This window comes from Photorhabdus bodei (assembly GCF_003287735.1).
In the GTDB taxonomy this organism is placed as follows: domain Bacteria; phylum Pseudomonadota; class Gammaproteobacteria; order Enterobacterales; family Enterobacteriaceae; genus Photorhabdus; species Photorhabdus kayaii.
Genome location: NZ_NSCM01000007.1, coordinates 105,343 through 127,737 on the forward strand (window position 1 = coordinate 105,343; position 22,395 = coordinate 127,737).

Genomic DNA, 22,395 nt, shown 5'->3' on the forward strand with positions numbered 1-22,395 from the left:
CGTTATTCAGTTATGATTTAATATCAATAACGCTAAAACTTCGTAATGTTCAGTATGAGGAAACATATCAAACAACTGTGTCTTTTCTACACGATAGTTAGCTAGCGCAGCAATGTCTTTCGCCATTGTCTGAGCATTACAGCTTGAATAAAGAATATAATCCGGCGCCATTTTACTGAGATAATCGCACAACACCTTACCAATTCCCCGACGAGGCGGATTGACCAAAACCAATTGCGGAATTTTATCTTTTGCTACAGCAAAATGTGTTGAGTCCAAAGCTTGAAACTCGATGTTTTCCAAACCCAGTGTTTTCGCCGAATCGCGGGCACAATCAATGGATTCTGAGCTGATTTCAATGCCGGTTAAACAGGTATTTTTATCTGCGCAATGCAGACCAAAACCCCCAACACCACAGAATAGATCCCACATGCTACTGATTTTCAGTTCACGAACCCAACGCCCTGCTGTTGCATACAATTCAGAAGCCATTTTCGGGTTAGTCTGGAAAAAGCTATGTGGACGGATGTAAAGAGGAATGCCATTGAACTGTTCTTTCAGCGCCTTTTGTTCAGTAAACAGAATCTCTTTTTCCCCCTCCAAAATCGCCATATGGATTGGCTGAATATTGGCAGAGATCACCGTAAGCTGTGGCAATTGCTCACACAACCGGGGTAAAGCACGCTCCAGTTGAGCAATTTTTGTTTCAGAACGCAGTACAAAACGTAACATCATTTCACCGCTATGACGGCTTTCTGTCAGCAACAAATATTTCAGTTCACCCCGTTTACGAGCAACGTTATACGGCGTCAAGCCGGCACAAGCAATGAACGATTTAACAACATCGAATACAGGCTGAAAATGCGCTGGATAGAGGGGACAATGACACAGATCAACCGCCGTTCCATCACGATGCAACATGCCTAGCAATGGGCGTTCCACACTGCCACTGACGACCATTTTAGCTTTATTACGAAAGGCATCTTGTTGGCTGGCAATTGGAGGTAACCATTGCTTCACAATAGCTTGAGGTAATAACTGCTTTAAATTCTGCTGTTTATCTTCTAACTGCTGAGAATAGGGTTTTTCGAGCCACTGACAAGAGTGACAGTGCCCCGCAGAATAATGCGTACATTGCATGGTTGGATGACCGTGTTGAAAATATTAGTGCAAAGTAAAAGTCGGCACCTTAGCAGAAGCTTGTGATTCCTCTTCCTCTTCAATGTCACTCTCGATTTCGATATCACGATTAATATACAACAAATTATTACTGTGAATTTCAAAAATCACCCCCGCAATCTGCTCTTCGCTTTGTTGCAAGAAATGAGAAAACTGGGAAAAAGTCAGCCCGGCTGAAACAAGGAAAGATTGACACACCACCAATTTCGGTAGGTTTTCATCCTGAATATCAAGAAAAGCCTTGATTGTCAGCGAACTGGCATTAATCTGGCTTAGATTAGCCATCAAAGGAATAATGGCGGTCGGTTTAACTTCAGCCAACGCAGAAAACAAGATTACATTGTCCAACAGATCAATTTTAGCATCAAATAAACCATCAATATTCTGCATATGAGGTAGATGCAGCGCCTGGCATGAATCGCACTCAAAGTAGGAAATTTTGAGCTGATCCAACCACTCACGCAATACTGATAAGTCAGGAATGACAAGTGAACTCATCTAACAACCCCATACAACGGAAAATGAAAAAGCGCTATAGCTTACGAAATAATTCTTTATCGCGCCATCACCAATAACTGATAAATTATTTTTACTTACCGTTATCACTACCTTCTACCTTATTTTTGCTCTCTTTTTTATGATCAGCATGATCAACGCCCAAAAAAGAGAGGCCATACACTGCACGCCAAATGATATTAACCGCGGCAGGAACCAAACAACCCATGCCGATGAAAATCATAACAACATGTGCTTCTGGCGTCATTAGTAAATCTGTTAAGATGACAATATCATTAATAGTCAAATATGACAGGATTAAGCATAAAATTCCGACAATTTCTAGCAGGATAACCTGTTTTGGCATATCTGCCAATGAACTCATATTGCCTTGATGACTTTTCATCGCATCCTCTCTTAACAACCTGATGCTACATTATACTACCGGAAACACTGTTACCAAAATTGGTATGATGAATTAAAACAAAAGGCAATTTCTGCTTTTTTTTACCGATCGATACAGGCATAGTAGCTATCAAATAAGCATGAGTAACGCATCAAACCGCATTATTTTAATATAACCAAGAGGAGTTTATATGTTTACTGTGATTTTCGGTCGTCCTGGCTGCCCGTACTGTGTCCGCGCGAAAGAGCTGGCGGAACGACTGAAAGAGCAGCGTGATGACTTTGACTTCCGTTATGTTGATATTCACGCAGAAGGTATCACTAAAGCTGATCTGGAAAAAACAGTTGGTAAACCCGTAGAAACCGTCCCGCAAATTTTTGTTGATGAGAAACATATCGGTGGCTGCACTGACTTCGAAGCGTACGTAAAAGAACACCAATTGCTACAATAATCGAACTTCCCGTTTTACTTTCGCTGCGGTAAAAACCGCCATTGATTATTCGTCACAATGGGCTCGGTTGATTTGTGCAAAAAATGTTATTTTCATCAAATTGAAAAAAATCTGTTTTTTTTTCTTATCACGAAGAACTTTTTTGCCAAACCGTAGTCTGAATTAATGCCACTGCTTTTCTTTGATATCCCCATATTGAGGAACCCGATAGTTAATCCATTTTGGTTCAAGACTATCGGGTTTTTTTATTGTCTGAAGAGTATACCGTTCATAAACACATAACCGATTCTACAGATGATCAACCTATCAACCACCGATACTATCAACGCGCTGATCTAGATATTATCATCATATATATCAATGAATTGATTAGTTTTTGTCAGGATAACCGCCAGATATTCCCTTGGTGGAAATATAAACCAAAAATAAATAACACCAACAATTAAGATAATTACGCTTTACTCTCAGGTCAGCCAACTTTACTCTCTTGCGTCCGACTGTCGTGATGTACATAAGTGACTATATGTGAGGCCCGATTTGTTAGAACAAATAAATCATGATCTGTTTACCTTTTTCAATGCTACGCCTGAATCATCACCAGCCATGATTGCAATAGCGACGTTTATTGCAAAATACCTGGTTCTTATTTTCCCTCTAATATTGGCTAGTTTCTGGTTCTGGAGTTCAGAGCGTACTCGCCCTTATCATCGGGTTATCGTCAGTAAAACCACCGTTGCCTTCTGTTTTGCTATGCTAACTTCATACTGTATCGGTTTACTCTGCCCTCACGACCGCCCTTTTGCAGAAGGTTTTGGTTATAACTTTCTTCCTCACGCGCCAACAACCTCATTCCCAAGTCATCATGGAACAACCGTCTTCACTTTCGCTTTATCCTTTTTATTCTGGTATAGGATTTGGCCGGGCTTATGCATGATGGCGATTGCACTGGCAATTGCATGGGCCAGAGTCTATTTAGGCGTTCACTGGCCGATGGATATGGTCGGGGCATTTATCGTCAGCCTAATGGGATGCACTTTTGCACAAATAATATGGAGCCTGTCCGGTGAACGTTTACAAAAAAGATTGAACAGTCTGTACCAACATTGCTGCGCTTTTCCTATCCGTAAAGGCTGGATAAAAAGCTAGCAACATAAATGTAACTTAGTGACTTGAGATAAACGAACGCTATTTCAACCAAAGTCTTTTTATTAGAAATTATTGGCTAATTTTACATACCAAAATGGACATGAGTTAACCAGCAGGGTAATATCCTGTACCCTATTTAGCATTTATTTGCGCTTAAATTCAACTCAACGATTTTCATATAAATCAATAAATCTATATAAATCACTATGTAAATAGATATATAACGAAAGAGATTATTAAAACTTGATCAAAGAATGGCTAGCACATCTTTCATTCATATTATTGATGCTATTAATCTATTATTCTGGTTTTATCTATATCTTTCACAAAGATACAAACATTACATAAGAGATATCTATTTTAAAATCTGGTAAAAAATTGATATTTATCAATTTATTAACCATTTACTCTATTTGCTATTTTTATTCATTAATATGTAAATAAATAGACAGAAAATAACAAAAACATAAGAGAATAATAAGAGTTGAGTAATGGGCAAATTGAGGTTATAATTTAACCTCATTAAAATTCGCAATATTTAGGCAACAATTACACTAAATCTCGTGGCATGATGACTTTCCGAGATATATTCCGCATTTGAGACTATGATCACGGTACTATTCACTAAAAATCGCTATCTTGCCACTATCAAAAGTCTGGTCTTAAAATTTCCAGACTTTCTTTCAAAAAAGAAAGTAAAGCGAAAATTTTGGCTTGTTAATTTAAAGTCCAATTTTCGAACAAGATGTTAATGTGGTAATAAAAATGTTTAAATAACCACCAGAGATATTTAAAAAATTTATTTTTTATAAAGGCCACATGTATTTGCATTTATTGCATACTTGCGGCATTGTAATTTCATTTTTTAATTTACCGCGTTATTCTCGGAGATAACTATGGATATGACTCAAACAGGTACGATCGCATCACAGGCGACCAACCCAAGCGATTATAAAACCTGGCGTAAATCAGATACAGTATGGATGCTTGGCTTATATGGTACTGCGATTGGTGCCGGTGTATTATTCTTACCCATCAATGCCGGTATTGGTGGCCTACTACCTCTTTTGGTGATGGCGCTACTGGCTTTCCCAATGACTTTCTTCGCCCACCGCGGGATGTGTCGTTTCGTTCTATCCGGTAAAAACCCTGGCGAAGATATTACCGAAGTCGTAGAAGAACACTTTGGCAGCCTGGCAGGTAAACTTATCACCCTGCTCTACTTCTTCGCTATCTACCCGATTCTCTTGGTTTACAGCGTTGCTATTACCAACACTGTAGACAGCTTTATTGTTCACCAATTACATCTGCCATCCCCCCCCCGTGCCCTGCTGGCTCTGATCCTAATTATTGGTGTAATGACCATCATCCGTTTCGGTGAACAGGCTATTGTTAAGGCAATGAGCGTACTGGTATTCCCATTTGTTGCCGTTTTGATGCTACTGGCGTTTTATCTGATCCCTAACTGGAATACCGCAATCTTCGAAAACATCAGCGTTTCTGCATCGAGTGCAAGTCATGGGCTGCTCATCACTCTATGGCTAGCGATCCCAGTAATGGTGTTCTCCTTCAACCACTCGCCAATTATCTCGGCGTTTGCTGTGGCAAAACGTGGAGAATATGGTGAAAATGCTGAGAAAAAATGCTCCCGCATTCTGGCTTACGCCCATATCATGATGGTTGTAACCGTGATGTTCTTCGTATTCAGCTGCGTATTGAGCCTGTCTCCAGAAAATCTGGCAGAAGCCAAAGCACAAAATATTTCTATTCTGTCTTATCTGGCTAACCACTTTAATACACCAGTGATTGCCTACATTGCTCCGTTTATTGCATTCATAGCAATTACCAAATCTTTCCTTGGTCATTATCTGGGTGCACGTGAAGGTTTTAATGGTATCGTGGTTAAGACATTGCGTGACCAAGGTAAAACTATTGAGCCTAAAAAGCTGAATCGTATCACGTCCATTTTCATGTTAGTAACGACTTGGATTGTCGCTACTCTGAATCCAAGTATTTTGGAAATGATCGAAAGATTAGGTGGTCCTATTATCGCAATGTTGCTGTTCCTTATGCCAATGTATGCAATCAGCAAAGTTCCTGCAATGCGCAAATATAGCGGCAAGCTGAGTAATCTGTTTATCGTCTTTATGGGGTTAGTTGCTATCTCTGCTGTCCTCTACTCACTGTTTGCATAATAAATATTTGGTTGCTGTTCTCTTCAAGCGGGCAGCAACCGAATAATGACATGAGCTAGCTAGCGGAAAAATTTAAACTACACGATAAGCCAGGCATATTGACGGGATTTTTTTGCCACTGCCAGCAAAGGCTTCAGGTCTTTACGCGGGTTTAAATTTACGCCGTAACGTTTATAAGCGTGTTTTTTGATGTGCATAGCCTTGTTGTACGCGAAACGGACCGCACCGAACTGGGCGTTAAGATACTCGGCCTGTTCGGGTGTGGGGTAGATGCGTACTTTGATGGCTCTTAACATATTCAGCGCTCATGAATAAAGTGCATTCATTTTAGCCTGTTTTACAGGCAAATATCCATTCAGCCAGGAGACGTCGCAGTAGCCAGCCCTAAAGCCCTTTGGGCTTTTCGCCTGATATCCCTGCCCGCACTGGGCAAGGGTTTACGGCGGTTTTTGCTAAACGTACCGAATATTGAATGTAAAGGAAATGTTCCCATGCCACCAAGGAGACCAAGAACCTCATACTGTTCATCATGACCATATTGATCAATATATTTCCCCGTCTTGATTTTCGACACCTGCATATCTGTCAAAATATTATCTCGTCCATTACTTGGATTGAATCTATACCCGTTATCTTTCAAGTTGCCTCTTTGTTGGCTGCACTCGCTCACCCCGGTCACATAGTTTGCTATGCTCCCGGGGATTCGCTCCCTTGCCGTCGCGATGCATCTTGAAATCCATAAGGTATATATAAATTTCAAACAAATAAATTAACCATATTTATTTACAACAATCAAAAATATAATTTAAAATTTTAATTATCAAACTAATCATTCAAAACAAATAAATTTTCAATTATATTTTAATTTAATATAATTATATACGATGTGAAAAATTCCAGTTATTTTATATTTCTCATATCAACAATCTATTTTCTATTTTTTAATAAAATGACTCCATATATCAGATAATTACATTATTTTTTCAAATTTATTTGACAACCTATAAATGGCACCTATAGTTATATGTGTTAGAGAAAATGTTATATGCCAATTAAATACGTTAACTGTCCTATATTTTTAGCGCAAAAAAAATTTCTTATGTAGATTGCTTTTATAGTAGAAGTACCAACCACCTTATATTTCTCAAACGGACGGTTTTCCGTTATTTATTCTGAGATAATATAGGCTTATTTATCAATTAATTAAATTATATTTTGGAGTTTATATTATGATTAATGACATGCATCCTTCTTTAATTAAAGATACTAATATAGTAGATGACGTAATGCTACGTAGCTGTAAAATCATTGCAATGAAAGTTATGCCAGACAAAGTTATGCAAGTTATGGTGACTGTATTAATGCATGATGGCACATGTGAAGAAATGCTTTTGAAATGGAATCTGCTAGACAATAGAGGCATGGCGATTTATAAAGTCCTGATGGAAGCGCTTTGCGCTAAGAAAGATGTGAAAATAGGCACCGTAGGAAAAGTTGGTCCTCTCGGCTGCGATTACATTAATTGCGTAGAAATCTCTATGTAAAATAATTGCTTGTTGAAATGCTTGGGCCAAATAATAGACTCCTAATAGAAACTCAATTTGATTGAAGCAATCTCATTGATCGCAAAATACAGTACTATTGTGATAGGAATTTGGCACAACATTTCTCTGGTATAATGAAGCTGATTTTTATAACAGCACATTCTATCCTATCTAAGGCAGAGCGTAATATTAACGTTCTGCCTGCAATAGTTACATTTAATAAAAAAAAGAAAATCATAAAAATAACAGAAAACAAATTTTCAATAAATTAAAATTAATTACCTTAGTTATCTATTTTACACAAAAATATCAACATATTATTATTAAAATTTAATTTCACTCAAAATAATTTATTTTAGAAATTATTTTAATAATAGCACATACCATCCACTCAATCTTTAAAAACAGGGTAGAACAACACCTCTTTATTGCACCCCGTAAATACTTAACAATATAGGTAATTACATCAATAATATTTACACATTGTAATTGTTAATAAAATATTATACACCTAGGTATTATTAAATCTAAAATAGATTTAAGTAAATTAATTTCAAAGATTGCAATCATATATATCCATGCGAAATACTATAGGATAAGAATAATTTCATAATGTTTTATTTAAATATCAACTAGAAAATTAATATTTAAATCATTCACCACATACTGCCAGTACGCTTCAATTCCTGCCGCCCCTTCCATACCCATACTCTATTAATAAGAATATCCTGCATAAATAATGCCCACCGGAACAGATTGTAATTTCTCCATTTCAACGGTAGTAAATAAATATCAATATTATTTTTTGATTAGAGTGATGCATTTGATTATTATAACCATTTAGAGGAAATATATTATTGGCGACTTTTTAACAGCATCAATAATTATATAATACAGATAAACTTTTAATATAGATTACAATTACAAATTACCTTATATTTCTTCGGCGGACAAATGACTGCTCCGTACATTTTAGTAAAAAATTCTATTTTTCAATTACGTTAAATTAAAAGGTTAACACGATGAACTATACAAATCCTTCTTCTAATGAAGCGGTAACAGAAAATAAACCTGAACAGACTTCTCCAAACCCTAATTACTATTTCGCTGTTGGTACAGTAACTTCAGTTCAGGCTGCACCTGATCAAAACCAATTGCAAGTGACTGTCACTATGCAGTTCCCTAACGGCAAATTTAACTATCTGTTATGGTGGAATGCTCAGGACTACAGAGGTTCAGCACTGTATCATCTTCTTCTGAACGCTTGCAGTAATAACAAACGTGTAAATATAACTTCTTCATCAGCGGTTTCTCCTGGTGGTTACAATTATATCTACAACGCAACATTATTGGCTTCTTAATATAAAGTCATAAATTGCCAAATAGCTCCACCTAATTCCTTATTGTTACAATAGAAATTGAGTGTAGTATTTCTCTGGTAGAACAAAGCTGATGTTGAGTAAAAGCTAAAAATATTTTCTACCAGTTACTCCCTTCTCCAGGCAGAACCTTAATCACAAGGTTCTACCTGTTCTAACAACACCGCTTTATACCTGTCATCCTTCAAGTTGCCTCTTTGTTGGCTGCACTCACTCACTCCGGTCACATAGTTATCTATGCTCCCGGGGATTCGCTCCCTTGCCGCCGCGATCCATCTTGAAATCCATAAGGTATAAATTCACGATAATTAATAAATAATATCTTATTTCAATAATGCTATTTCGGTGTCATTAATCTATATTCAATGAATTTAAAAACCATTTCAAATAGAAAATAAAAACTTACGAGAGTAATAAAAAAAACAATAACAGACCTAAAATTAACTCTAATAAATTTATTAATCATATATTTAACACACCCGATAACAACATATTAAAACAATTGTATTAAATCTATTTCTGAACATTGATATTTTAATTTTTTACAAATTAATTTCCTATCTAATATTACCTATAAAATAATAAAAACCCAATTAAACCCCATTTTCTTGACAAATATCAATAACGCTTACTACTATTAATCTGTATTCTATTCAGAAATGGCTATTTAACAGGATTCGCTACTAGCTATGAACTCCGATATGAAGGAACATCAACCCGCAACTATCGAGGTTTATCACCTACGCATATTCGTTACGAAAATATCGGCCATCATGTTAGCAAAAACCGCCGTAAACCCTTACCCAGTTCGGTGCGGTCCGTTTCGCGTACAACAAGGCTCTGCACATCAAAAAACACGCTTATAAACGTTACGGCGTAAATTTAAACCCGCGTAAAGACCTGAAGCCTTTGCTGGCAGTAGCAAAAAAATCCCGTCAATATGCCTGGCTTAAAAAATATGATTCTATTGCCTTGCAGCAGGCGGTGATTAACCTGCATACCGCGTTTGATAACTTCTTTAATCCGAAATTGAAAGCGCGTTTCCCGGCATTTAAAAGTAAGCACGTTTACGGCGGGGAGCAGTCACAACTGAGATCGAATTATGGGCTTACTGGCAAGATAAACCTGATGGAGTCTTGTTATTCAAAGGCCAATATACCCGTCATCTTTCAAGTTGCCTCTTTGTTGGCTGCACTCGCTCACCCCGGTCACATAGTTATCTATGCTCCCGGGGATTCACTCCCTTGCCGTCGCGATGCATCTTGAAATCCATAGGGTATATAACGGATCTGCTATAAAAAATAGCAAACGTTGCTCTCTAGATGGAAAAAAATAAGTGTAAAACGTGCGCGGCAAAATGCCGCGCCCTAAATCAGAAAGAATATAAATCCACCCAACCTGCCACATAAACCTTATATTGACGTCAAATCAACCAAAAATCACCTTAAACCAACCACTAACTTTCATCACAATCAAATCCCAAATACGGCTAAAAAAGTTACCTTCCTCTACCGCCTCTTTAACAACCAAAGGACGTTGTTCAATGACCTTATCCCCTAATTGGAAGTTAATCACACCAACAACCTGATTTTTCGTCAAAGGCGCTGTTAATGGCGTCTGATTTAATGTGTAACTGGCTTTCAGATTTTTTAACTGCCCACGAGGAATAGTGATCGCCGCATCTTTTTCTACGCCGAGAGCAACATCTGAACGCTTGCCATACCAAACCTTTTCTGAAACAAACGGCTCGCTAACTTTAATAGGTGTTACCGTTTCATAAAAACGGAATCCCCATGCAAGTAATTTTTCACTTTCAGCAAAACGAACCCGATCACTTGGTGCGCCTAACACCACAGAAATCAGCCGCATAGATCCCTCTGTCGCTGAAGCAACCAGATTATAACCGGCACCGCTGGTATATCCTGTTTTCACACCATCGACATTCATATTTTTATTCCATAACAATCGGTTACGGTTAAGCTGTTGGATTTTATTGAAGGTAAATGTTTTCTCTTTATGCAGGGCATACTCATCAGGAACATCACGGATCATCGCCTGACTCAATACCGCCATATCACGAGCAGTACTGAATTGGCCTTCAGCATCCAATCCATGAACCGTACGAAAATGGGTGTTAGTCAACCCAAGCGCTTTTGCATAATTGTTCATCAGACTAACAAATACATCCTGACTGCCCGCCACATAATCAGCCAAAGCGATGCTGGCATCATTACCAGATTGAATAACAACGCCACGATTCAGATCGATCACTTTTACCCTGTCACCGGGTTTAAGAAACATGAGCGAAGAACCTTTCAGTATGGGATTTCCCGTCGCCCAAGCATCTTTTCCCACAGTAACGACATCTTCCGACGTAATTTTTCCTGCTTTTATCGCCTGACCGACAACATAACTGGTCATAATTTTTGTCAGACTGGCTGGATCAAGCCGCTCATCGGGATTACCCTCAGCCAGAATTTTACCGCTGTCATAATCCATTAACACATAAGCTCTAGCGTCCACGGGTGGAACAACAAGTTCATCCGATGCATAAACACGGGCACTTACCATTGATGCCACTGTCAGCACCGCAATCACACATTTCATCGTCATCGCCAGACTTTTCTTCATCATCGTTCCTCTTTACTTAATAAGAAAAAATGTCAAATTCTTATACCTTATGGATTTCAAGATGCATCGCGGCGGCAAGGGAGCGAATCCCCGGGAGCATAGCAAACTATGTGACCGGGGTGAGTACAGCCAACAAAGAGGCAACTTGAAAGATGACGGGTATATTAATATAAAATGTTGTACGACAAGAAACCAACATAAACAGTGTAAAGATTGTGCCGATCATGGGTTTTCATTTAACCTGATAGAGGTTATTGGTAACAAATAGACGATTTTCTTATCATCCCGATTCAAGGAGAAGCTCATGCTAACCATTTGGGGCCGTAAAAACTCTTCCAATGTAAAAAAAGTGCTCTGGTGTCTGAAAGAACTCGGTGTACCGTATAATCAAGTAGATATTGGTGGTAAATTTGGCAAACTGGATGACCCGCAATATCTGAAAATGAATCCAAATGGGCAAATCCCCTGTTTGCAAGAAGATAATTTTGTCCTGTGGGAATCTAACGCAATCGTTCGTTATCTTGCAGCGAAATTTGGTAAAGATGTGCTTTATCCGCAAGATTTACAGGAAAGAGCTAATGCAGATAAATGGATGGATTGGGTTGGGTCACATCTGTTTGCTCATATCAAGCAACTCGTGATAGGTTTTATTCGCACACCTGAAGCAGAGCGGGATCAAAAGCAAATAGAACAGACCCTGGCTGAAATCGAGAAACTGATGAAAATGGTTGAGAATACTCTGGCAGAACAGAAATATCTTTCCGGCGATAAATTTGGCATGGCGGATATTGCATTAGGGCCTATGATTTATCCTTGGCTTAATATTCCAATCAAACGCCCCTCTCTGCCAAATATTGAACGCTGGTATCAATTAATGGCAGAAAGACCAGCGTTCAAAGAAATTGTCATGATTGAGTTAAGTTGAAAAAAATCAGCTCATTGGCATCCATCTGGGATCAGGATATTGATACTTAAATCCTAATTCCTGACAAATACGGCTGCCATCAACAATTCTGCTTCTCACCTGAGTTTCTTTTCTGGAAAACTCAGGTGGAACTAAATCAAGCTGATTACTGGCCTTAGGGTAAAATTCAGCTTTGGTTGGGTGAACAGGCGCACATAAATTATAAATATGCCCACCTTCAGTCCTCTGAATTAACAAATTAATAGCTGAAATAACATCATCCTGATGAACTAAATTGACCGGCTGATTACCCCCTTTAACTTCCTTTTTTCCCGCCAGAAAACGTCCGGCATGACGGCCACTGCCGACCAAACCAGCTAAACGTAAAATATCAACGGAAATATTTGGCAGTTTATGCAACCAATTCTCTAATTCAACCAATGCCTGAGCGGAAAGTGTTTCAGGGCAAAAAGGCGCATCTTCATTGAGATTGCCAGCAACAAAACCATAAACAGAAGTAGAACTGGTGAAAATAATCCTTGGCACAGAGTATGAAAGAGCAGTATCGACAATTAACTGAACTGCCCTAACATAGTTATAACTGCCACCCGCGGTGTGGCTTGCCGGTAAAGTGATGATCAGCACATCAGCTACCATCAGTTGTTCTAAATCATCAAGTGCGCAATTGATCTGAGGTTCCAGTTGTAACAAATAACATTCGATACCAGACATACGTGCTGCCTCTACACCATCTGGCGTCGTTTTGCTGCCAACAACCTGCATACCACTGCGACTCAATGCTTTGGCTAATGGCATCCCCAACCAACCCAGACCGATAATGGAAACTTTTTTCATCACCACTCCTTCTATGCCTGATATTACTTTGATTATGCAAACAATCCGAACATTAAGCCACTGTTATTATTGATACTGTATTTCTCCCATAGAAAACAATATTTCAAGTAAAAACAAAACATTATTACAATATAAATTTACTGTTAAAAAAATAGATTGCTTTTAGTCCATCAAATCGTATAGGTTGAATAGCAAGCAAAAAATTTAACCTCTGTTGGTCAGTGAATAAAAGTAACCGGCAGTAAACAGTCCGCAATCATAAATAAAGAGAAACCATTATGATCCGCATTCAATTTAGCCATTACCATCATCATCATCCTGATTAGTCTTTCAGGCGATTGTGTGCTGGAAGACGTTTAGCGGGTCTTCCGGTGGCATGAATGCGATAAAAACCCTCGGAAGGATCCTTCCGAGGGTTTTTTTATGTTTCCGATTTTAAGTGGGGATAAAAATGTTAGATAAATCACATTTACGTATCGCAATGCAGAAATCAGGCCGATTAAGCGAAGATTCACGAGAATTACTGGCTCGCTGTGGCATTAAAATCAATCTGCAACAACAGCGCCTAATTGCATTCGCAGAAAATATGCCCATTGATATCTTGCGGGTACGCGATGACGATATTCCAGGGCTGGTTATGGATGGCGTTGTCGATCTGGGTATTATCGGTGAAAATGTGCTGGAAGAAGCGCTATTAAGCCGTCGCGCTCAAGGAGAAGATCCTCGTTATTTCACTTTACGCCGCCTTGATTTCGGTACTTGTCGCCTTTCACTGGCCGCGCCTCTAGACTACAACTACACTGGCGTCGAATGTTTACAAAATGCCCGTATCGCAACCTCTTACCCTCACCTACTAAAACGTTATCTCGATCAGAAAAAAATCCACTTTAAATCCTGTCTGCTAAATGGCTCAGTTGAAGTTGCTCCCCGCGCCGGGTTAGCCGATGCCATCTGTGATCTGGTTTCAACTGGCGCAACACTGGAAGCGAATGGTCTGCGGGAAGTAGAAATTATCTACCGTTCCAAGGCCTGTCTTATTCAACGTGATGGTGAAATGCCCGCCGATAAACAGCAATTGATTGAGAAACTGTTGACCCGCGTTCAAGGGGTAATCCAGGCCCGTGAATCCAAATACATCATGTTGCACGCACCAAGTGCAAAACTTGAAGAAGTGATTGCTCTGCTACCAGGGGCGGAACGTCCAACGATTTTACCGCTGGCGGGGGATCAGAACCGCGTTGCCATGCATATGGTAAGCAGTGAAACACTGTTTTGGGAAACGATGGAGAAGCTTAAATCCCTTGGCGCCAGCTCCATTTTAGTCTTGCCGATTGAAAAGATGATGGAGTAAACGAAAATGACTGACCGTTTCGATACCCTGATCCATTGGCAGGAATGCCATGATGAACAGCAAAACGCTTTACTGACACGCCCTGCAATTTCAGCTTCCGTAGAAATCTCCCATACAGTGGAACACATTCTGCATGCGGTAAAAGAGCATGGCGATCACACTCTGCGTGAATTCAGCCGCCGTTTCGACAAAACGGTTATTAAAAATATCCGTATTTCGCCGGAAGAGGTAGCCGCCGCGGAAAACAGCCTGAATGACGACATTAAACAGGCAATGAAACAGGCAATGAATAATATTCGCGTTTTCCACGAAGCGCAGAAGCCTATAAAGATCGAAGTAGAAACCCAACCTGGGGTCTATTGTCAACAAGTAACCCGGCCTATTGATTCCGTCGGGCTCTATATCCCCGGAGGTTCCGCACCATTACTTTCTACCGTTTTGATGCTCGGAATACCTGCTCAAATAGCGGGTTGCCATAAAGTTGTACTTTGTTCCCCGCCACCGATTGCCAATGAAATTCTCTATGCAGCCACACTGTGTGGAATTACGGAAATATTCCAGATTGGTGGTGCTCAAGCCATTGCCGCTATGGCATTTGGAACAGAATCCGTACCCAAAGTAGATAAAATCTTTGGTCCAGGTAACGCTTATGTTACCGAAGCCAAAAGGCAAGTTAGTCAGCGCGTAGATGGTACCGCCATCGATATGCCTGCCGGCCCATCGGAACTGCTTATTATCGCCGATGCGGGAGCAAACCCCATCTTTGTCGCTGCCGATTTACTCTCACAAGCAGAACATGGTCCTGACTCACAAGTGATATTGGTTACACCTGATGAAGCGTTAGCCAGAAAAGTGATAGCGGAAATCGAAAAACAGCTTACCCTGCTTTCCCGCAATCAAATTGCCACCAAGGCATTAGCGCACAGCCGAATTATTGTGACAACAAGCCTGCGACAGTGTGTGGAAATCAGCAACCGCTATGGCCCAGAGCACCTGATTATTCAAACTCGTCAACCAGAACAACTGGTTGAAAAAATCACTAGCGCCGGTTCCATTTTCCTCGGTGACTGGTCGCCGGAATCTGCGGGAGATTACGCATCAGGAACCAATCACGTATTACCAACTTATGGCTACACCTCAACCTATTCCAGCCTTGGTCTGGCGGATTTCCTAAAGCGTATGACAATTCAACAACTGACGCCGCAAGGGCTGCTGAACCTATCTCAGACCATTGAAACACTAGCGCAAGCAGAACAACTGACCGCTCATAAAAACGCTGTCACTTTACGTGTGGCGGCGCTGAATATTGCCGGTCAAGGAGTGAATATGAATAACATTTTTGATGCCAATCTGTTGGCACGAGAAAATATCCGCAAATTAACACCTTATATGTCTGCTCGTCGCCTTGGCGGCAAAGGTGATGTTTGGTTGAATGCCAATGAATACCCACTAGCCCCTGATTTCCAATGCACTGAACAAACATTAAACCGTTATCCTGATTGCCAACCAGCCTCGGTTATCCGCCGTTATGCCGCCTATGCCGGCTTACAACCTGAGCAAGTACTAGCCTGTCGTGGTGCTGATGAATCCATTGAACTTTTAATCCGCGTATTTTGTGAACCCGGACAAGATATGGTGCTGTTTTGCCCTCCGACTTATGGTATGTACAGTGTCAGCGCTGAAACTTTTGGTGTCGAACAAAAGAAAATTGCCGCACTGGAAAATTGGCAACTGGATATCGAAGCGATCGAAAATAACCTCGACCGGGTAAAATTAATCTATATCTGTAGCCCTAATAACCCAACAGGAAACTCAATTAATCCTGATTCATTGCGTAAAATTCTGGAACTAACCGCCAACCGTGCAATTGTCACTATCGATGAAGCCTATATTGAATTTTGCCCAGAAAATAGTACCGCAAGCTGGCTAAAAAACTATCCAAATTTAGTCATTTTGCGAACCCTCTCGAAAGCTTTTGCTTTAGCCGGTCTGCGCTGTGGATTTACTCTCGCATCTGTGGATATCATCACTCTGTTGTTAAAAGTGATTGCACCTTATCCGCTTTCCACTCCTGTCGCGGATATTGCAGCACAGGCACTGACAGCAGAAGGTATCGCAATTATGCAAAAACGTGTCGTTGAGATCAGGGAAAACCGCAATGACTTACAACAGGCGCTGAATAAATTAGCCATCGTTGAAAAAGTATTCCCCAGTGAAACCAACTATATATTGGTGAAATTCTATGACGCAGAAACTGTTTTCAGAACATTATGGCATCAGGGCATCATCCTACGCGACCAGCGCAAACAGCCCGGTTTAGAGGGTTGCCTGCGGATCACCATCGGCAGCCGTAAAGAGTGTGAGCGAGTGGTTGAAGCCATCAGCGCCCTTTCCACTGTAAATGAACAACCAAAGGAGACAGCAAACTGATGAACCAGAAACTCCTTTTTATTGATCGGGATGGTACGCTGATCACTGAACCGCCAACAGATTTTCAAGTTGATCGTCTGGATAAACTGGTACTGGAAACCGAGGTTATTCCTGCTCTGCTTGCCCTGCAAAAATCGGGGTTCAAACTGATTATGATCACTAATCAGGATGGTCTTGGCACAGATAGTTTTCCATTAGAACAATTTGAACCACCACATAACCTGATGATGCAGATTTTCAATTCTCAAGGTATCCATTTTGATGAAGTTTTAATCTGCCCTCACAAACCAGAAGAGAACTGTCATTGCCGTAAGCCAAAAATAAAACTAGTGGAAAAATATCTGGCAGAAAGCATGATGGATACCGCTAACAGCTATGTGATTGGTGACCGGGAAACCGATCTGCAACTGGCAAAAAATATGGGCATTCAGGGGTTACGTTACCATCCGAAAAACCTTGGCTGGTCCGCCATCAGTGAACGACTAACCCGTCAAGACCGTCACGCTCATGTTCAACGTGTCACTAAAGAGACATCCATCAACATTGACGTTTGGCTTGATCATGAAGGTGGCAGCGATATCAATACCGGTGTCGGTTTTTTTGACCATATGTTGGATCAGATTGCTACCCACGGTGGTTTCCGCATGCATGTTCAGGTTAAAGGCGATCTCTGTATTGATGATCACCACACCGTTGAGGATACCGGTCTGGCATTAGGGGAAGCATTGAAACTGGCTTTAGGAGATAAACGGGGCATCTGTCGCTTTGGTTTTGTGTTGCCAATGGATGAATGCCTTGCCCGCTGTGCTCTCGATATTTCCGGTCGCCCTCATCTGGAATATAAAGCTGAATTCAAACACCAGCGGGTGGGTGATCTGAGTACTGAAATGATTGAGCACTTCTTTCGTTCACTCTCTTATGCAATGGCCTGTACACTGCATCTGAAAACGAAAAGCAGCAACGATCATCACAGAGCAGAAAGCCTGTTTAAAGCCTTTGGCCGAACACTACGTCAGGCAATTCGGGTAGAAGGCGATACATTGCCAAGTTCCAAAGGGGTTCTGTGATGAAAGTCGTCATTCTTGATACTGGCTGCGCCAACTTGTCATCGGTAGCTTATGCCATCCGAAAATTAGGCTATCAACCTGAAATCAGTCAGGAAACAGCAACGATCCTGGCAGCAAATAAATTACTTTTGCCTGGCGTCGGCACTGCCAGTGCCGCAATGGATCAATTGAAACAACGGGAACTTATACCGTTAATTAAAGTACTCAGCCAACCTATATTAGGCATTTGCCTTGGCATGCAGCTATTCGCTACCACCAGCGAAGAAAGCGATATTGTTGCAGGTGATAATGTCACCCTACTCGAAGTTATTGCTTCCCCCGTCCAAAAAATGGCTACTCATGGGCTTCCATTACCACACATGGGCTGGAACCAAGTTCTGCCAAAAGCCGGGCACCCGCTATTCCGTGGTATTGAAGACCATGCCTATTTTTATTTTGTCCATAGCTACGCGATCCCGCTGAATACCTACACCATTGCGCAAACTGAATATGGCAATATTTTCAGCAGCGCAATCGCCAAAGATAACTTCTTTGGCGTGCAGTTTCACCCTGAACGTTCCGGTGCTGCCGGAGCCAGACTATTAAAGAATTTTCTGGAGATGTAGGCACAATGATTATACCCGCATTAGATTTGATAGATGGCAAAGTAGTACGGTTACATCAAGGGGATTATGCCCAACAACGGAATTATCAACACGATCCTTTGTCCCTCTTTCAACAATATGAACAACAGGGAGCAAAATTGCTCCATCTGGTCGATTTGACCGGCGCTAAAAATCCATCCGCCCGCCAGATCCCTTTACTGCGCAAATTACTTGCAGCAGTTTCTATACCTGTTCAGGTTGGCGGCGGCATCCGTACGGAAGAAGATGTGAAAACATTGCTTGACGCGGGTGCCAACCGGATCGTGATTGGCTCTATCGCCATAAAACAACCAGTACTAGTTACCCAATGGTTTAAACGTTATGGTGCGGAAAATATTGTGCTGGCGCTGGATGTCCGTATCAATGATGCAGGCATGAAACAGATTGCCATTAATGGCTGGCGCGAAAATTCCACTGTCACTCTGGAACAGGTTATTGAGCAATATCTGCCTTGCGGATTGAAATATGTCCTGTGTACAGATATCTCCCGCGATGGCACTCTAATTGGCTCAAATATCGAATTATATCGGGCAATTTGCCAATGCTATCCACAAATCGCGTTTCAGGCTTCGGGTGGCATCGGCACGTTAAATGATATCGCCTCTCTGCCTACCAGTGGTGTAGCCGGGGTTATTATTGGTCGTGCATTACTTGATGAGAAATTTACCCTAACTGAGGCGATTCAATGCTGGCAAAACGCATAATTCCTTGCCTTGATGTTCGTGACGGACAAGTGGTTAAAGGCATTCAATTTCGTCATCACGAAATTATCGGCGATATCGTGCCACTCGCCCAACGTTATGCGAAAGAAGGTGCAGATGAACTGGTTTTCTACGACATCACCGCCTCATCTGATGGACGAGTCGTCGATAAAAGTTGGGTCGCCAAAGTTGCGGAAGTGATCGATATTCCTTTTTGCGTTGCCGGTGGCATTAAAACCGTCGAGGATGCAGGGCAAATCCTCTCATTTGGGGCAGATAAAATCTCTATCAACTCTCCTGCGTTGGCCGATCCAACCTTAATTACTCGTTTGGCCAATCGTTATGGTGTTCAATGCATTGTTGTAGGGATTGACACCTGGTTTGATGAAAGTACTGGTCGCTATCAGGTGTATCAGTTTACCGGTGACGAAAAACGCACAAAGGCCACTCAATGGCAAACCCTCAATTGGGTAAAAGAAGCGCAACGACGTGGTGCAGGTGAAATCGTACTCAATATGATGAATCAGGATGGTGTCCGCAATGGCTACGATCTGACTCAACTAAAACAGGTGCGTGACGTTTGTCAAGTTCCTCTCATTGCCTCTGGCGGTGCAGGTGCACCAGAACACTTTCTTGATGCCTTTAAACAGGCAAATGTCGATGGTGCACTCGCTGCATCTGTATTCCATAAACACATTATTAATATCGGTGAATTAAAACAGTACCTTTCACAACAAGGCGTGGAGATAAGAACTTGCTAACCGCACAACAAATCGAAAAACTGGATTGGGAAAAAGTCGCTTATATGATGCCGGTTATTGTGCAACATGCTATATCCGGCGATGTCCTCATGATGGGCTACATGAATAAAGAAGCACTGAATATTACTATCAGTTCAGGCAAAATCACTTTTTTTTCCCGCAGTAAACAACGTCTGTGGACCAAAGGTGAAAGCTCCGGCCATTTTCTTAATTTGGTCAATATCTATCCTGATTGTGACAATGATACCCTGTTGGCACTCGCAGACCCAATCGGCCCTACCTGCCACTTTGGTACATACAGTTGCTTTGCTCCGGCACAAACTGAATGGGGATTTCTCTATCAGCTTGAAAAATTGCTGACAAGTCGCAAAACGGCCGACCCTGACCACTCATACACCGCAAAATTATATGCCAGCGGTACTAAACGAATCGCTCAGAAAGTGGGTGAAGAAGGGGTAGAAACTGCTTTAGCCGCGACAGTTAATAATAGAGAAGAGCTAACAAATGAAGCAGCAGACCTGATGTATCACCTGATGGTTTTACTACAGGATCAAGAGCTGGATCTGAGTTCCGTCATTCGTCGATTAAAAGAAAGATAATTACCCAAGGAAATAGGTACAGCGGATACATACAATTCTATACCCGTTATCTTTCAAGTTGCCTCTTTGTTGGCCGCACTCACTCACCCCGGTCACATAGTTTGCTATGCTCCCGGGGATTCGCTCCCTTGCCGTCGCGATGCATCTTGAAATCCATAGGGTAATATACCCGTTATCTTTCAAGTTGCCTCTTTGTTGGCTTCACTCACTCACCCCGGTCACATAGTTATCTATGCTCCCGGGGATTCGCTCCCTTGCCGCCGCGATGCATCTTGAAATCCATAGGGTAATGTACATATCGCTTCCCTCTGTAACCGCGATCTACGGCCCTTTTCCGGTAGATGAAAAGGCAAAAGCCAGTCACACGAAAAACGATTATCAGGCGACGTAGACGTCTACGTCGCCTTTTAGTGACGGCTCCCCGCCCAATTAGGCATAGGTATCTACACGAAATGAACGTTTATAAATCACATGGCAGCTTTAAAGATCGAAACAATTTCTTCATGGGTAGCTTGAGTGGGATTAGTCAAACAACATATATCTTTCAAGGCATTAGTTGCTAATTCTGGTAAATCTTCTAGTTTGACATTCAGTTCCGCTAAACCCGACGGAATACCAATATCTTTTAACAATTTACGAATTTCAGCAATACATGCCGCAGCCCCTTGTTGATCATTCATAGCGCTTACATCTACCCCCATCGCAGCGGCAATATCTTTCAAACGACCCGAAACTGCTTTAGCGTTGAACTCTTGAACGTGTGGTAATAAAACCGCATTACATACACCGTGTGGTAAATCATAAGTACCACCCAATTGGTGAGACATGGCGTGAACATATCCCAGTAATGCACTATTAAACGCCATCCCCGCCAAGAATTGTGCATAGGCCATGTTTTCACGTGCTTCTATATTATTCCCATCTGCGACTGCCTGGCGTAAAGAGTGACTAATCATCGAGATTGCTTTCAGTGCACAAGCATCCGTTATTGGGTTAGCCGCGACAGAAACATAAGCTTCAACCGCATGAGTCATTGCATCCATTCCAGTTGCGGCGGTTAACCCTTTCGGCATGCCCACCATCAATTCTGGATCGTTCACAGACAAAACAGGTGTTATTTTCTTATCAGCAATGGCCATTTTAATATGGCTCTCAGTATCGGTAATGACACAGAAACGTGACATTTCTGACGCAGTACCCGCAGTAGTATTAACTGAGATTAATGGCAAATGCGGTTTAGATGAACGACCAATACCTACATAATCCCGAATATCTCCTCCATTAGCAGCGACCAACACAATCGCTTTTGCACAATCATGTGGCGAACCACCCCCTAAAGAAATAACGCAATCGCTATTATGCTGACGCAGAATATCCAAACCTTCCTCAACGTTAACTGTCGTCGGATTCGGATTGGTACCATCATAGACCGTACTCTCAATATCAACATCAGATAATAAAGATTGAACTTTTGCCACTATTCCAATTTCATTTAAAACATGATCCGTCACAATCAATGCTCGCTTGTAACCATCACCTTTCATTGCATTTACCGCTTCAACCAAACAACCGGCACCAAACATATTTACCGATGTCATAAAAAAAGTTGTAGTTATCATTGATAATTCCTTATATTAAAATAGTTCTAGAATGAAAA

General features: G+C 41.2%; 23 protein-coding genes, 3 pseudogenes and 1 other annotated feature. Of the genes and pseudogenes, 16 read left to right on the forward strand and 10 right to left on the reverse strand.

Annotated features, from left to right (window positions below):
• Positions 1–6 precede the first annotated feature (6 nt).
• The 3 genes from rlmC to CKY02_RS07580 form a co-directional block, all read right to left on the reverse strand.
• On the reverse strand, positions 7–1,140 hold the full coding sequence (gene rlmC, locus CKY02_RS07570; RefSeq protein WP_112894817.1) for a 23S rRNA (uracil(747)-C(5))-methyltransferase RlmC: 1,134 nt from the start codon (positions 1,138–1,140) through the stop codon (positions 7–9).
• Positions 1,141–1,164: 24 nt separating this feature from the next.
• Positions 1,165–1,677 carry a type III secretion system chaperone family protein gene (locus CKY02_RS07575; protein ID WP_112894818.1) on the reverse strand — a complete coding sequence of 171 codons (513 nt, stop codon included), beginning with the start codon at positions 1,675–1,677 and terminating at the stop codon, positions 1,165–1,167.
• Positions 1,678–1,768: 91 nt separating this feature from the next.
• Positions 1,769–2,080: a YbjC family protein gene (locus CKY02_RS07580; protein WP_112894819.1), complete on the reverse strand. Its 312-nt coding sequence runs from the start codon at positions 2,078–2,080 to the stop codon at positions 1,769–1,771.
• Between the two features lie 190 nt (positions 2,081–2,270).
• Between CKY02_RS07580 and CKY02_RS07585 the strand changes: the two genes are divergently transcribed.
• The 3 genes from CKY02_RS07585 to CKY02_RS07595 all read left to right on the forward strand — a co-directional run bounded on the left by CKY02_RS07585 (position 2,271) and on the right by CKY02_RS07595 (position 5,872).
• The gene (locus CKY02_RS07585) at positions 2,271–2,531 is read left to right on the forward strand and encodes a GrxA family glutaredoxin (protein ID WP_011145878.1); all 261 of its coding nucleotides are present in this window, start codon (positions 2,271–2,273) and stop codon (positions 2,529–2,531) included.
• A gap of 537 nt (positions 2,532–3,068) precedes the next feature.
• Complete coding sequence (gene ybjG / locus CKY02_RS07590) at positions 3,069–3,677, forward strand: undecaprenyl-diphosphate phosphatase (protein WP_112879012.1); 609 nt, start codon at positions 3,069–3,071, stop codon at positions 3,675–3,677.
• Between the two features lie 896 nt (positions 3,678–4,573).
• Positions 4,574–5,872, forward strand: coding sequence for an HAAAP family serine/threonine permease (locus CKY02_RS07595; RefSeq protein ID WP_112894820.1), 1,299 nt, complete (start codon positions 4,574–4,576; stop codon positions 5,870–5,872).
• Between the two features lie 86 nt (positions 5,873–5,958).
• On the opposite strand, the pseudogene CKY02_RS07600 reads toward CKY02_RS07595, so the two are convergent.
• Positions 5,959–6,168: pseudogene (locus CKY02_RS07600) on the reverse strand (helix-turn-helix domain-containing protein); the annotation flags it as partial.
• A 59-nt stretch (positions 6,169–6,227) separates the two neighbouring features.
• Positions 6,228–6,632 (reverse strand): hypothetical protein, encoded by a 405-nt coding sequence (locus tag CKY02_RS24440; protein ID WP_162120690.1) that lies wholly within the window; start codon positions 6,630–6,632, stop codon positions 6,228–6,230.
• A 469-nt stretch (positions 6,633–7,101) separates the two neighbouring features.
• Here CKY02_RS24440 and CKY02_RS07610 point away from each other — a divergent pair, with 469 nt between their 5' ends.
• The 3 genes and pseudogenes from CKY02_RS07610 to CKY02_RS23675 all read left to right on the forward strand — a co-directional run.
• The gene (locus tag CKY02_RS07610) at positions 7,102–7,416 is read left to right on the forward strand and encodes a Cro/Cl family transcriptional regulator (protein WP_112894822.1); all 315 of its coding nucleotides are present in this window, start codon (positions 7,102–7,104) and stop codon (positions 7,414–7,416) included.
• Positions 7,417–8,438: 1,022 nt separating this feature from the next.
• Positions 8,439–8,777 carry a hypothetical protein gene (locus CKY02_RS07615; RefSeq protein ID WP_112879000.1) on the forward strand — a complete coding sequence of 113 codons (339 nt, stop codon included), beginning with the start codon at positions 8,439–8,441 and terminating at the stop codon, positions 8,775–8,777.
• 822 nt (positions 8,778–9,599) lie between these two features.
• Positions 9,600–9,860: pseudogene (locus CKY02_RS23675) on the forward strand (helix-turn-helix domain-containing protein); the annotation flags it as partial.
• Positions 9,861–10,031: 171 nt separating this feature from the next.
• Here CKY02_RS23675 and CKY02_RS25305 read toward each other — a convergent pair.
• Together CKY02_RS25305 and CKY02_RS07625 are read right to left on the reverse strand one after the other, a co-directional pair.
• The gene (locus CKY02_RS25305) at positions 10,032–10,202 is read right to left on the reverse strand and encodes a hypothetical protein (RefSeq protein ID WP_162120418.1); all 171 of its coding nucleotides are present in this window, start codon (positions 10,200–10,202) and stop codon (positions 10,032–10,034) included.
• Between the two features lie 21 nt (positions 10,203–10,223).
• Positions 10,224–11,429: a serine hydrolase gene (locus tag CKY02_RS07625; RefSeq protein ID WP_167405277.1), complete on the reverse strand. Its 1,206-nt coding sequence runs from the start codon at positions 11,427–11,429 to the stop codon at positions 10,224–10,226.
• A 301-nt stretch (positions 11,430–11,730) separates the two neighbouring features.
• Here CKY02_RS07625 and CKY02_RS07630 point away from each other — a divergent pair, with 301 nt between their 5' ends.
• The gene (locus CKY02_RS07630; protein ID WP_112894824.1) at positions 11,731–12,351 is read left to right on the forward strand and encodes a glutathione S-transferase family protein; all 621 of its coding nucleotides are present in this window, start codon (positions 11,731–11,733) and stop codon (positions 12,349–12,351) included.
• A 6-nt stretch (positions 12,352–12,357) separates the two neighbouring features.
• Here CKY02_RS07630 and CKY02_RS07635 read toward each other — a convergent pair whose 3' ends face one another.
• Positions 12,358–13,185, reverse strand: coding sequence for an SDR family oxidoreductase (locus CKY02_RS07635; RefSeq protein ID WP_112894825.1), 828 nt, complete (start codon positions 13,183–13,185; stop codon positions 12,358–12,360).
• A 278-nt stretch (positions 13,186–13,463) separates the two neighbouring features.
• Here CKY02_RS07635 and hisL point away from each other — a divergent pair, with 278 nt between their 5' ends.
• The 9 genes and pseudogenes from hisL to hisIE all read left to right on the forward strand — a co-directional run bounded on the left by hisL (position 13,464) and on the right by hisIE (position 20,738).
• Positions 13,464–13,511, forward strand: a complete 48-nt coding sequence (gene hisL / locus CKY02_RS26675) for a his operon leader peptide (RefSeq protein ID WP_109791964.1) — start codon at positions 13,464–13,466, stop codon at positions 13,509–13,511.
• Positions 13,487–13,610, forward strand: a sequence feature (His leader region). It overlaps the preceding gene by 25 nt.
• Positions 13,611–13,636: 26 nt before the next feature.
• On the forward strand, positions 13,637–14,536 hold the full coding sequence (gene hisG / locus CKY02_RS07645) for an ATP phosphoribosyltransferase (RefSeq protein ID WP_112894826.1): 900 nt from the start codon (positions 13,637–13,639) through the stop codon (positions 14,534–14,536).
• Between the two features lie 6 nt (positions 14,537–14,542).
• Positions 14,543–15,862 (forward strand): annotated as a pseudogene (hisD, locus tag CKY02_RS07650) (histidinol dehydrogenase); the annotation flags it as partial.
• Positions 15,863–16,966 (forward strand): histidinol-phosphate transaminase, encoded by a 1,104-nt coding sequence (hisC, locus tag CKY02_RS07655; protein WP_167405281.1) that lies wholly within the window; start codon positions 15,863–15,865, stop codon positions 16,964–16,966.
• Positions 16,966–18,033 (forward strand): bifunctional histidinol-phosphatase/imidazoleglycerol-phosphate dehydratase HisB, encoded by a 1,068-nt coding sequence (hisB, locus tag CKY02_RS07660; protein ID WP_112894827.1) that lies wholly within the window; start codon positions 16,966–16,968, stop codon positions 18,031–18,033. Before hisC ends, hisB begins: the two co-directional genes overlap by 1 nt.
• Entirely contained in the window at positions 18,033–18,638 is a 606-nt protein-coding gene (hisH, locus tag CKY02_RS07665) for an imidazole glycerol phosphate synthase subunit HisH (RefSeq protein WP_112894828.1), read from the forward strand. Before hisB ends, hisH begins: the two co-directional genes overlap by 1 nt.
• Before the next feature lie 5 nt (positions 18,639–18,643).
• Positions 18,644–19,381, forward strand: coding sequence for a 1-(5-phosphoribosyl)-5-[(5-phosphoribosylamino)methylideneamino]imidazole-4-carboxamide isomerase (hisA, locus tag CKY02_RS07670; protein WP_112894829.1), 738 nt, complete (start codon positions 18,644–18,646; stop codon positions 19,379–19,381).
• Positions 19,363–20,139, forward strand: a complete 777-nt coding sequence (gene hisF / locus CKY02_RS07675) for an imidazole glycerol phosphate synthase subunit HisF (protein WP_112894830.1) — start codon at positions 19,363–19,365, stop codon at positions 20,137–20,139. Before hisA ends, hisF begins: the two co-directional genes overlap by 19 nt.
• Positions 20,133–20,738 (forward strand): bifunctional phosphoribosyl-AMP cyclohydrolase/phosphoribosyl-ATP diphosphatase HisIE, encoded by a 606-nt coding sequence (hisIE, locus tag CKY02_RS07680; protein WP_112894831.1) that lies wholly within the window; start codon positions 20,133–20,135, stop codon positions 20,736–20,738. The genes hisF and hisIE overlap by 7 nt, the downstream gene beginning before the upstream one ends.
• Here hisIE and CKY02_RS23685 read toward each other — a convergent pair whose 3' ends face one another.
• Positions 20,739–20,921 carry a hypothetical protein gene (locus CKY02_RS23685; protein ID WP_146747408.1) on the reverse strand — a complete coding sequence of 61 codons (183 nt, stop codon included), beginning with the start codon at positions 20,919–20,921 and terminating at the stop codon, positions 20,739–20,741.
• A 284-nt stretch (positions 20,922–21,205) separates the two neighbouring features.
• Positions 21,206–22,357 carry an L-threonine dehydrogenase gene (yiaY, locus tag CKY02_RS07685; RefSeq protein WP_112894832.1) on the reverse strand — a complete coding sequence of 384 codons (1,152 nt, stop codon included), beginning with the start codon at positions 22,355–22,357 and terminating at the stop codon, positions 21,206–21,208.
• Positions 22,358–22,395: the final 38 nt, after the last annotated feature.

What these genes read in the sequence shown, in the direction of transcription:
- rlmC (WP_112894817.1), bottom strand. Translation starts at nt 1,140, where the DNA reads ATGCAATGTACGCATTATTCTGCGGGGCACTGTCACTCTTGTCAGTGG.
- CKY02_RS07575 (WP_112894818.1), bottom strand. Translation starts at nt 1,677, where the DNA reads ATGAGTTCACTTGTCATTCCTGACTTATCAGTATTGCGTGAGTGGTTG.
- CKY02_RS07580 (WP_112894819.1), bottom strand. Translation starts at nt 2,080, where the DNA reads ATGAAAAGTCATCAAGGCAATATGAGTTCATTGGCAGATATGCCAAAA.
- CKY02_RS07585 (WP_011145878.1), top strand. Translation starts at nt 2,271, where the DNA reads ATGTTTACTGTGATTTTCGGTCGTCCTGGCTGCCCGTACTGTGTCCGC.
- CKY02_RS07595 (WP_112894820.1), top strand. Translation starts at nt 4,574, where the DNA reads ATGGATATGACTCAAACAGGTACGATCGCATCACAGGCGACCAACCCA.
- CKY02_RS07610 (WP_112894822.1), top strand. Translation starts at nt 7,102, where the DNA reads ATGATTAATGACATGCATCCTTCTTTAATTAAAGATACTAATATAGTA.
- CKY02_RS07615 (WP_112879000.1), top strand. Translation starts at nt 8,439, where the DNA reads ATGAACTATACAAATCCTTCTTCTAATGAAGCGGTAACAGAAAATAAA.
- CKY02_RS25305 (WP_162120418.1), bottom strand. Translation starts at nt 10,202, where the DNA reads ATGTGGCAGGTTGGGTGGATTTATATTCTTTCTGATTTAGGGCGCGGC.
- CKY02_RS07625 (WP_167405277.1), bottom strand. Translation starts at nt 11,429, where the DNA reads ATGATGAAGAAAAGTCTGGCGATGACGATGAAATGTGTGATTGCGGTG.
- CKY02_RS07630 (WP_112894824.1), top strand. Translation starts at nt 11,731, where the DNA reads ATGCTAACCATTTGGGGCCGTAAAAACTCTTCCAATGTAAAAAAAGTG.
- CKY02_RS07635 (WP_112894825.1), bottom strand. Translation starts at nt 13,185, where the DNA reads ATGAAAAAAGTTTCCATTATCGGTCTGGGTTGGTTGGGGATGCCATTA.
- hisG (WP_112894826.1), top strand. Translation starts at nt 13,637, where the DNA reads ATGTTAGATAAATCACATTTACGTATCGCAATGCAGAAATCAGGCCGA.
- hisC (WP_167405281.1), top strand. Translation starts at nt 15,863, where the DNA reads ATGAATAACATTTTTGATGCCAATCTGTTGGCACGAGAAAATATCCGC.
- hisB (WP_112894827.1), top strand. Translation starts at nt 16,966, where the DNA reads ATGAACCAGAAACTCCTTTTTATTGATCGGGATGGTACGCTGATCACT.
- hisH (WP_112894828.1), top strand. Translation starts at nt 18,033, where the DNA reads ATGAAAGTCGTCATTCTTGATACTGGCTGCGCCAACTTGTCATCGGTA.
- hisA (WP_112894829.1), top strand. Translation starts at nt 18,644, where the DNA reads ATGATTATACCCGCATTAGATTTGATAGATGGCAAAGTAGTACGGTTA.
- hisF (WP_112894830.1), top strand. Translation starts at nt 19,363, where the DNA reads ATGCTGGCAAAACGCATAATTCCTTGCCTTGATGTTCGTGACGGACAA.
- yiaY (WP_112894832.1), bottom strand. Translation starts at nt 22,357, where the DNA reads ATGATAACTACAACTTTTTTTATGACATCGGTAAATATGTTTGGTGCC.